Origin of the sequence: Rheinheimera sp. (assembly GCF_037442345.1) — a bacterium.
GTDB lineage: Bacteria > Pseudomonadota > Gammaproteobacteria > Enterobacterales > Alteromonadaceae > Pararheinheimera.
This window is the reverse complement of sequence record NZ_JBBIQL010000016.1, coordinates 108,420-115,262: the sequence shown is the minus strand read 5'-3', so window position 1 is coordinate 115,262 and position 6,843 is coordinate 108,420. Positions and strand designations below refer to the sequence as shown.

Genomic DNA, 6,843 nt, shown 5'->3' with positions numbered 1-6,843 from the left:
AAAGGGCAAACTGGTGAAGTATGCCCAGATAGGCACAGGGAACTTTAACGAAAAAACCGCCCGGATCTACACCGACATGAGCCTGTTCACCTGCCACAGCGACATTTGTGATGAAGTGGACCAAGTGTTTGAATTTATTCAGTACAGCTACAAACCCTATAAATTTAATCACCTGATTGTGTCCCCGACCTGGAGTCGCCCCAAACTGGTGGAGTTGATTGAGCGGGAAATCCGTTATGCCACCTCTGGCCGCAAAGCCGAAATTCTGTTAAAGGTGAACAATCTGGTCGACAATCAGATTGTGGACCTGCTGTATAAAGCCAGCATGGCCGGGGTGAAGATCCGGATTATTGTCCGTGGCATGTGTTCACTGATCCCAGGTATTAAAGGCCACAGTGAGCATATTCAGGTGATCAGTATTCTGGACAGGTATCTGGAGCATGCGCGGGTTTATGTGTTCCATAACGGCGGTGAAACCGATTTGTATCTGTCTTCCGCAGACTGGATGACCCGTAACCTGGACCAGCGGGTCGAAGTGGGTGTGCCGATTTATGATGCCACCATTAAACAACAGATCCTGACCACACTGGACATTCAGTGGCACGACAATGTAAAAGCACGGGTGATAGACCGCGATCAGAGCAATCATTATGTCAAACGTGGCAATAAACGTTCGATCCGCAGCCAACAGGAGATTTATGACTACTTTGCCAGCCTGCATCAGGACCTGCGCGCATGACTGAACGTTGGACTGCAAACCCGCAGGATTCAGGCTACATGGCGGCCGTCGATCTCGGCTCCAACAGCTTTCATATGGTGATAGCCCGGGTGGTCGATGGTGCATTGCAACTGCTGCACCGGGAAAAACAAAAAGTGCAGCTGGCCGAAGGCCTGAATGAGGAGCTGATTTTATCGGAAGACGCCATCAACAGGGGTCTGACTGTACTGGCTCAGTTTGCGGACACCTTAAAGCCCGTGCCGGCCCAGTCGGTGCGGGTAATTGCCACTTACACCCTGCGCCGCGCCAAAAACAGCGCCATGTTTTTGCATCGGGCACAGGCGATTTTCCCTTACCCTATTGAAGTGATTTCCGGTCAGGAAGAGGCCCGCTTTATCTATCAGGGTGTGGCTCACTTTGAACACTATGATGGCCGCCGTCTGGTCATGGACATTGGCGGAGGCTCCACCGAATTTGCCATAGGTGAAGGCTTTCACCCGCTGCGCCTTGCCAGCCGTAATATGGGCTGCGTCAGTTACGCCAACCAGTTTTTTGCCAATGGCAAAATCAGCGGCAAACGCTTTGAACGCGCCATTATCCAGGCCGAACAGGAACTGGAGCCTGTAGTTTCCGCTTACAAGGAAACAGGCTGGCAGCAGGCTGTCGGCACTTCAGGCACCATCAAAACCATCCGGGATATGATTGTTGGCCTTGGCTGGCACCCGGTCTGCATTACCTTGCCAGATTTGCTGCGGCTGCAGGAATTGCTGATCGCCCAGCAAAACAGTTACCAGCTGGACTTGCCAGGTCTGGCAGATGATCGCAAACCGCTGATTTGCTCGGGCCTGGCGATACTGATCGCCGCTTTCCAGTTACTGGGCATAGAGCAAATGCATTACGTCGACGCCGCCTTGCGTGAAGGTGTGCTCTATGAAATGAGCGACCGGCTGCATCACCATGATATCCGTGAGCACACCATTCACAGCCTGATTAAGCGCTACAGCATTGATATTGCGCAGGCTGGCCGGGTACGGCAAACCGCGATGGAGTTATTCTCCCAGGTCCGGTACGCCTGGCAACTGAACGATGACCATGCCGACTTGCTGGGCTGGGCTGCCACAGTCTATGAAATTGGTTTACATATCAATTCGTCCAGTGTGCAGCGCCACAGTGCTTATATTTTGCGCCACGCCAACCTGCCGGGTTTTAATCAGGAACAGCAGTTGCTGTTATCCGCCCTGGTGCGTTTTCACCGCCGCAAAATTAAAGCCGATGAACTGCCAGCTTTTCACTTGTACCAGATGCCAGCCGTGTTAAACCTGCTGGTGTTATTGCGCCTGGCCGTGCTGTTAAACCAAAAACGTCAGGACGACTTTTTACCGCCTTTACTGGTCAGTGCCCGCTCGCATCAGCTCACGCTGGAGCTGCCAAAAGACTGGTTATTGCAACAACCTTTGCTGCTGGCCGATTTACAACAGGAACAGCAATTGCTGAAAAAAATCACTTTTCATCTGGATTGCCCTGTGTTGACTGAATGTGCCGCCTTGGCCGGCGCTTTTGACCTGACCGATCTGGATGACTGACACGCCCCCTGGCTGAGCCAAAAAAAGCTTTGCATTTCAAATCACAGACTCTAAGGTAAAGAAAAGGATCCCAAGGAGTCTGTGATGCGTTGTGCTGTTTTCGCTTTGACTATGCTGGCCCTGCCCGCTGTGGCGGCTGATTTAAAACCTCAGACTGAAACCGCCATAGCCGCCATTCAGCCACAGCTAATTGAATGGCGGCGGCATTTTCATCAATACCCCGAACTGTCCAACCGGGAAGTCAATACCGCGAAAACCGTGGCCACCCATTTAAACTCTCTGGGGCTGGAAGTGCGCACTGGCATCGCCCATCACGGTGTACTGGGCGTTTTGAAAGGAAAAAAGCCGGGCCCTGTGGTGGCTCTGCGTGCTGATATGGACGCCTTGCCCGTCACCGAAATGGTCAACCTGCCTTTTGCCTCCAAAGTGCGCAGTCAGTTTAATGGTCAGGAGGTTGGTGTGATGCACGCCTGCGGTCACGATGCCCACACCGCCATCCTGATGGCGGTCGCATCCGTGCTGGCGCCACTGCAGGATGAACTCCCGGGCACCATTTTATTTGTGTTTCAGCCCGCCGAAGAAGGCCCGCCCGCCGGCGAAGAAGGCGGAGCCAAACTGATGCTCAAAGAAGGGGTCTTTGCTGAGCATAAACCAGACGCCATTTTTGGTTTGCATGTCTGGCCAGGCCCTGCAGGTCAGCTGCAGGTGAAAAGCGAAGGCATTATGGCGGCCGCCGACAGCTTCAGTATCACAGTCAAAGGCAAACAGGTGCATGGCTCCAGCCCCTGGCGCGGCATAGACCCTATCGCTGTTACAGGCCAGCTGATTACGGCGCTGCACCAAATCCCGGCCCGTCAGCTGGATGTGACGCAGGCCCCGGCCGTGTTGTCTGTGGGTCAGGTGCATGGCGGAGTGCGCTGGAACATTATTCCGGATGAAGTCAAACTGGAAGGCACAGTGCGTACCTTTGACCCACAAATGCGCGAGCAGCTGCTGCAAAAAATGCAGCATACAGCGCAGCATATTGCCGCGGCCAGCGGCGCCAGCGCCGAGTTTCATCAGCATGGGTTTGCCGCCGTCACCTGGAATGACCCGGCGCTGACGGAATGGGCCATGCCGAGCCTGCGCTGGGCGGCACGGGATGCCGGTGTCAGCAGCACCAAACCCATTACGGCTTCGGAAGATTTTTCGTTTTTTCAGCAGCAGGTGCCTGGGGTCTACTTCTTTTTAGGTATAGCGCCGGAAAATACAGCACTCGATCAGGTGGCACCCAATCACTCGCCTTATTTCGCGGTGAATGAAGCCGCCTTGCAAAACGGTGTCAGAGCCCTGACGGCGCTGGCGCTGGACTACCTGCAACAGCCAGCCAGAGAAAAAACCAACTGAACAGCAATACCAGTAACAGCAGCGCCAGCAGCAGTACCTTGCCACTGCCCTGGCGCATGGCCCGCCAGTCGGTGTGCACACCAGCCAGCCAGATTGCCGAAACCAACAGAAATTCGGCAGCCCCCCTGCTCAGTGGCACCATCATCGCAGGCACCCAACCGGCCTGAGACGCCCAGGCAGCCAGCAGTACCGCCAGCACAAACCAGGGCGCTGAGGCCTTGACTTGCCCTTTGGCCTGGAACAGAGGCAACCACAATAGGAAAGGCACCAATAACAACACCCGGCTGAGTTTAAGCAGTATCGCAAGCACCGCAACACTGGCAGGTAACAGACTACTGGCTGCTACCACTTGCGAAACCTCTGGCGCCGTCGCCCCGATCAGCAAAGCCGTTGCTTCGGACGTCAGCGGCAGCAGGCCATAGCACAACAAGGACACTAATCCCATCAACAGCACTGCGGCCAGACTCTGGCTCAGCTCAGCGGGCGATGCTTTGCGTACGGTTTGAGTAGCAAAAAGTGCAGAGGTACCACAAAAGGCCAAACCGGCGCTGACCAGCCAGCTGGTATTGGCACTGAGCCCCAGCTTTCGCCCCAGGCACAGCCCTGTCACCAGCACCAGCGGCACACCCAAGACTAAAGGCCACAAGCGCTGCAGCAGTGATAAATCCAGCACTCCAGTGGGCAGCTGCAGGCCAAACAGCACCAGCCCGGCCCGCAGCGCCCAGGGCTGATAACTGCTCAGCCAACCAGGACAGCTGTTGCCCGGCGCCTGCCTCTGTTGCCACAAACTCCAGACCATACCACTGACCAGAGCCAGTAACACAGGGCTGAGCCCTAGTGTTGGCGCGAGCCAGAAGGCAAGCCAGCCAAGCCAAAGCACAGTACCCAGCACAAAACGCATTGTTGTGACTCCGTCAATTCAACAAGGTGATTGTACTGTCATTAAAATATAAGAATAATGGATTTATTAAATACTAAAAATTCAAATAAATTATGAATTACCCGAGCCCACGCCACTGGCTGCTGTTGGATGCCATCTGCCGGTTGCGCAGCCTGACGAAAGCTGCCGACGAGCAGAACCTGAGCCAGCCAGCGGCCAGTCAGGCATTAAAAGAGCTGGAGCAACGGCTTGGCACCCCATTGTTTTTGCGCCAGGGCCGTCAGTTAGTCCCCACTCAACACACGCTTGATTTACGGCCAAAGCTACAACAACTTCTCGACCTGCAGTCTGAACTGGTTCACAACAGCCATTCCAGCAATGCGTTGCGGCTGGTGGCCAGCGAAACCACAGGTTGTTATTTGTTGCCAGAGCTGCTGGCCCGTTTCAGTCGGTTGCGGCCGGGCTTTGAGTTTCAGCTGCAGCTGTGCAACAGCGCTGAAGTGCTGCAGTACATGTCTGAGCAACAGGCACAGCTGGGTTTTATTGAAGGGCCGGTGCTGACCGACACCTTTGATATCCGCTTATGGCGTGACGACCTGACTGTGTTGTTTGGTCAGCCGGATTTACACCATCAGCTGAATGCCAGCCAACTGCAGCAACAACGCTGGATAGTTCGGGAACGCGGCTCAGGCACACGGGCCGTGCTGGAGCATGAACTGGCACGTTTAGGCTGGTCTCCTGCCAAAGTACTGGAACTGCAACGCCCTGAGGCGATAAAACAGGCGGTGCGGCATGGCCTGGGCATTGGGTGCCTGCCGTTACTGGCAATTGAAGAGGAACTTCGCTCCGGCCAGTTGATCCGGCTGAACAGCCCGCTGCGGCTGCAGCGGCATTTTCGGATTGTGCAGCACAAGGGCTACCAGAGCCCCGTGCTGACTGCCTTTATTGAGTTTTTATTTTCAGCTTAGTCGCCTTGGCAGCACGCACCGGTTCCAGCGGCAGACTGAACGAAAACGTGCTGCCGTGTTTGGGTTCACTGAAAATCATCAGCTTGCTGTTATGGCGCTGCAATACATGTTTTACAATGGCCAGTCCCAGCCCTGTGCCGCCAGTAGCGCGGGTGCGGGCCTGATCGACCCGGTAAAAACGTTCGGTCAGCCGTTTGACATGCTGCGGGGCTATACCATCCCCATTGTCCTGCACTGAAAATACCGCTTTCTGGTGCTGACGCTGCCAGCTGACTTTAATTTGCCCGCCTGGTGGTGTGTACTTAATGGCATTGGTGATCAGGTTGGAAAAGGCGCTGCGCAGCTCTTCGGTGATGCCATTGACACAAAGGCCAGCCTCGATGAGAAACTCAATCTGATGCTGCTTTTCCCGGTTCAGGCTTTGCGCTTCCTGCTCCAGCATCGCCAACATAGCCGGCACATCCACCTGCTCGTCAAACTGGACTTTGGTGGCCGCTTCAATGCGCGACAGGGTCAACAGCTGTTGCACCAACGCATCCATACGTTTGGTCTGTTCCAGCATCACGGTATGGGCTTTTTGCCAGATAGCGGCCTGTGGCAACTGCTGCGGTTCCATCACTTCCAGATAGCCCTGCAACACTGTCAGCGGCGTGCGCAATTCGTGCGACACATTGGCGACAAAGTCCTTACGGATTTGTTCCAGCTGTTTCAGTTGGGTAATATCGCGCACTATCATCAGAAACTGGTTATGGCCATACGCCAGTACCCGGTACTCCAGCGTCAGTTCATCGTTGACCGGTGACATCAGCTCCAGCGCCTGGCTGAACTGCTTTTGTTGCACATAAGCCTGAAACTCCGGGTTGCGGATCAGGTTATCAATACGCTGATGTTCATCCAGCGGCCAGCGCAACCCCACCAGTTGCTGCGCCAGTTTATTGCACCAGACAATGGTCCAGTCGTCATTCAGCACCACAATGGCATCAGGTAAGGCCTCTGCACCATCGCGGAAACGGCGGATCAGCGCACGTAATTCTTTATTCTTTTTGCGGGCTTTGCGCTGGCGGTAATAGATACCATCGTAAATCTGCCGCCAGCTGCCATCGCCGGACGGAGGGGACAGTTTTTTATCGCGCCACAGCCATTTGTCCAGCATCAGCAGATGTTTGTAGTGCCACAGCAAGAGAATAAAACAGGTGACAAATAACAGCGGAAACAGCAGGCCAGTCAACCAGCCCAGCAGGGTCACCAAAAAAAACAAAAGGAAGATTTTGCTGAAGATCTTCCTTTTGGATAATAACAGTCGCATAG

At 54.6% G+C, this 6,843-nt stretch carries 6 protein-coding genes; 4 read left to right on the top strand and 2 right to left on the bottom strand.

Annotated features, from left to right (window positions below; all coding sequences use genetic code 11):
- From WKJ04_RS11605 to WKJ04_RS11595, 3 genes are all read left to right on the top strand, one after another.
- The coding region (locus WKJ04_RS11605) for a phospholipase D-like domain-containing protein (RefSeq protein ID WP_337880570.1) at positions 1-739 on the top strand (739 nt) is incomplete at its 5' end.
- Positions 736-2,301, top strand: coding sequence for an exopolyphosphatase (locus WKJ04_RS11600; RefSeq protein ID WP_337880569.1), 1,566 nt, complete (start codon positions 736-738; stop codon positions 2,299-2,301). The genes WKJ04_RS11605 and WKJ04_RS11600, both read left to right, overlap by 4 nt.
- An 84-nt stretch (positions 2,302-2,385) precedes the next feature.
- Positions 2,386-3,687, top strand: coding sequence for an amidohydrolase (locus WKJ04_RS11595; RefSeq protein WP_337880568.1), 1,302 nt, complete (start codon positions 2,386-2,388; stop codon positions 3,685-3,687).
- Here WKJ04_RS11595 and WKJ04_RS11590 read toward each other — a convergent pair.
- Positions 3,623-4,588, bottom strand: coding sequence for a putative sulfate exporter family transporter (locus WKJ04_RS11590; RefSeq protein WP_337880567.1), 966 nt, complete (start codon positions 4,586-4,588; stop codon positions 3,623-3,625). The two genes, WKJ04_RS11595 and WKJ04_RS11590, sit on opposite strands and share 65 nt — an antisense overlap.
- A gap of 92 nt (positions 4,589-4,680) precedes the next feature.
- Here WKJ04_RS11590 and WKJ04_RS11585 point away from each other — a divergent pair, with 92 nt between their 5' ends.
- Positions 4,681-5,535, top strand: coding sequence for a LysR family transcriptional regulator (locus WKJ04_RS11585; RefSeq protein WP_337880566.1), 855 nt, complete (start codon positions 4,681-4,683; stop codon positions 5,533-5,535).
- Here WKJ04_RS11585 and phoR read toward each other — a convergent pair.
- Positions 5,510-6,841, bottom strand: coding sequence for a phosphate regulon sensor histidine kinase PhoR (gene phoR, locus WKJ04_RS11580; RefSeq protein WP_337880565.1), 1,332 nt, complete (start codon positions 6,839-6,841; stop codon positions 5,510-5,512). The genes WKJ04_RS11585 and phoR overlap by 26 nt on opposite strands.
- Positions 6,842-6,843 lie beyond the last annotated feature (2 nt).